This is a genomic window from Streptomyces sp. NPDC055078, assembly GCF_053607985.1.
Map to the genome: position 1 here is coordinate 1 of NZ_JBSGUP010000842.1, position 3,096 is coordinate 3,096.

General features: G+C 71.6%; 2 protein-coding genes. One reads left to right on the forward strand and one right to left on the reverse strand.

Annotated elements, in window-relative coordinates; all coding sequences use genetic code 11:
• Positions 1-257 precede the first annotated feature (257 nt).
• The gene (locus ACWF94_RS37510; RefSeq protein WP_453499251.1) at positions 258-1,850 is read right to left on the reverse strand and encodes an AMP-binding protein; all 1,593 of its coding nucleotides are present in this window, start codon (positions 1,848-1,850) and stop codon (positions 258-260) included.
• A 78-nt stretch (positions 1,851-1,928) separates the two neighbouring features.
• Between ACWF94_RS37510 and ACWF94_RS37515 the strand changes: the two genes are divergently transcribed.
• A partial coding sequence (locus tag ACWF94_RS37515; protein WP_453499253.1) for an ABC transporter substrate-binding protein occupies positions 1,929-3,096 on the forward strand: 1,168 nt, incomplete at its 3' end.

The window sequence follows — 3,096 nt, forward strand, 5'->3', positions numbered from 1 at the left end:
ACACCGCTCTGCCCCGCCAGGCACCCCGACCCCGCGTGCCCGCCGGACGTACCCCGGACGGCTTCTGATGTGGATTCTCGCCGGGCTCACCGCTCTCGTTGTCGCCCTCAGGCGCAAGGCCCGCGCCCGCGCGTCGCACCGGAAGGGAGCCCCGCCGCCGTGCCGATTCGGCGACTCCGACAGCGCGGCCCCCGGCCCCGGGTGGGAAACCGGGCGCGACCGCGCCCGCCGCCGGCCCCCGGACGGCAGAACTCCCCTCAGTTGATCCGGCGTTGTTCCCCGGCCCAGAAGGGCGCGCGCAGGCTCTTCTTGTCCACCTTGCCGGCGGGGGTGTACGGAAGCCGTCCTGTGAACGCGAAGGATTTCGGGGCGTGCAGGGCACTGAGTTCGGTCTCGACCAGGGAGCGCAGTTCGTCCTGGGTGACGGGTGTATGGGGTTCGGGGACGAGGACCGCGTGGACCGCCTCCCCGTCCGTCTCGTGCGGTACGCCGATGACGGCCGCCTCGCGGATTCCCGGGTGGCGGGTGAGGACGTCCTCGATGCCGCTGGACGAGCAGTTCTCGCCGCGCACGATGACCATGTCCTTGGCCCGGTCGAGGAGGTGGAGGAAGCCGTCCGCGTCCAGCCGGCCGACGTCGCCGGTGCGCAGCAGGCCGTCCGCGAGGACCGTCGCGTTCAGCTGTGGCCGGCGCCAATAGCCGGTCATGCGCTGGGGCGTACGGACGCAGACCTCCCCGGTCTCGCCGGCGGGGAGCACGGTGCCTTCGCTGTCGAGGACGGTGATCTCGACTCCGGGCTGCGGCCTGCCCGCCGAGCGCAGCCGGTCCTCGGGTCCGGCGAGCACATCGGCCGGGGTGAGCAGGGAGATCAGGCCCGCCTCGCTCTGTCCGTACGCCTGGTGGAGGATCGGCCCGAACCGGTCGATGGCCTGCCGGAAGCGGCTGGTGGTGATGGCCGAGCCGGCGAACACGACGGCGCGCAGGCTGCTGAGGTCCGCTGTGCCGATGTCCTGGTGGGTCAGGAGCGTGCCGAGTTTGGCCGTTCCGAGGAACACGGCGGTGATGCGCTCGCGTTCGATGGTCCGCAGGGTGGCTCCCGCGTCCAGGGAGGCGTTCAGGAACACGGTGCCGCCGCTGAGGAGGGCGAGGGCCATGAAGTCCTCGGCGCCTCCCGCGTTGGGCTTGGTGACCAGGAACCGGCCGGCCGCCCCGGCCACGGCGGCGATCTCGGCGGACCAGCGGGCGGGCTGCCAGGCCCAGTGCCGGGACATCGCCGCATAGGTGTGGCAGCAGCCCTTGGCGTGCCCTGTGCTCCCGCCGGTGTAGACCAGTCGTGCGATGTCGTCGGGCTCGGCCCGGGGGGTCATCGGGGTGTCCGGGAAGTCCTCGGCGAGCCCCAGCAGGTCCGTACCCCGGGCGTCAGGTCCCAGGGCCAGCACCAGGGGTGGCTCCAGCCGGTGCAGCACCTCGGCCGCGTGGGCGGAGTGCGGCCCGGTCGCGTGGACGAGCGCGGTGATGTCGGCGTCCGTAAGGATACGTGCCTGCTCGACGGCGGAGTACGCGGGCTCGACCAGGATCTGACGGCAGCCGAGCAGTTGGGCCGCGAGCCGGGTCAGCAGCATCTCCGGGCCGGCGGCGGCCAGGAAGCCCACACCGTCCCCACGGTCAATTCCGCACGCCTCAAGCGCGTACGCCAAACGGTGGACACACGAGAGCGCCTCGCCATAGGTCGTCTCCCTTTCCTCGTGGACGAACGCCACCCGGTCGGAGAACCGGGCGAACGCCTCCAGTACGGCCCCGGGGTAGCCGGGTGTCTCGGTCTTCGGACTGGTCGTGGTCGGCTTCTGCATGACGGCAGAGCATAAGTGGCGGCCGTCCCGGTATGAGAAGTTCGCCTCCCGTATTCACGCTTAAGGGAGTTGACGGTTATGTCGCTGTGGGCCGGCCGAGATCTCAAGACACTCACCGTCGGTGTCGTGGCACCGCTCAGCGGGCGGTTGGCGAAGCTGGGGGATCCGCTGCTCTTCGCGATGGATCTGCTGCGGCGCGAGATGCGTCCGGTACTCAACGGGGGGCGCACCTACGACGTACGGATCGCCTGCCGTGACAGCCGCTCGGACGCGGAGTCGGCCCGCCGGGCGACCGAGGAACTGGTCCGCGAGGAGCGGGCGGATGTGATCGTGACCCTGGCGGGGACGGAGGTGCTGCCGGCCGTGAGCGACACCTGTGAGGCGCTCCGTGTCCCCTGTGTGTCGAGCACCTTTCCCTGGCAGGTCTACTACTTCGGGCGGGGCGCGACCCCGCAGCGGCCCTTCGGCTGGACCTATCACTTCTGCTGGGGTCTTGACGACATCGCCACGGTGTTCTCGGAGATGTGGGGGGCTGCGGGGCCGGGGCTGAAGGTGGGCTGTCTGTGGAACGACGGGCCGCAGGGAAACTGGTCCCGGGACCCCGGGCGCGGTGTCCTCCCGGCCGCTGCCGACCAGGGCCACACCCTCGTCGACCCGGCCGGCTACGGCGAATCGGCGCCGGACTTCCACCACCACATCACCGAGTTCCTGGCCGAGGGCGTCGAGATCGTCACCAGTGCCGCGACCGCCGCCGACCTCGCGCTCTTCCGCCGCCAGGCGGCGGAGCGCGGGCTGCGGCCACGGCTGATCACCTGCTCGCGCTGGCTCGCGTATCCGGTCACGGCCTCGGGAGCCGATGAGCCGGCCGAGGCGGACATCGCGACGCTGGTCTACTGGACCCCACGCCACCCCTACCGCTCCTCGCTCGACGGTACGACGGCCGCCGAACTGGCCGCCGCCTATGAGCGGTCCACCGGAAACCAGTGGCTTCAGCCGCTCGGTCTTGCCTACGCCCTGTTCGAGGTGGCGGCCCACGCGCTGTCCTCGGCCGACGACCCCAGGGACCGGCAGTCGGTCGCCGCCGCGATCGGCCGCACCCGGCTGGACACCATGGCCGGCCCCCTCGACTGGACCGCCGGGCCCGTGCCCAACGTCGCCACCGTGCGGCTGGTCGGCGGTCAGTGGAAGCGGGGCAAGAGGCATCCGTACGAACTCGCCGTCGTGGCCAACGCCCAGTGGCCCGAGC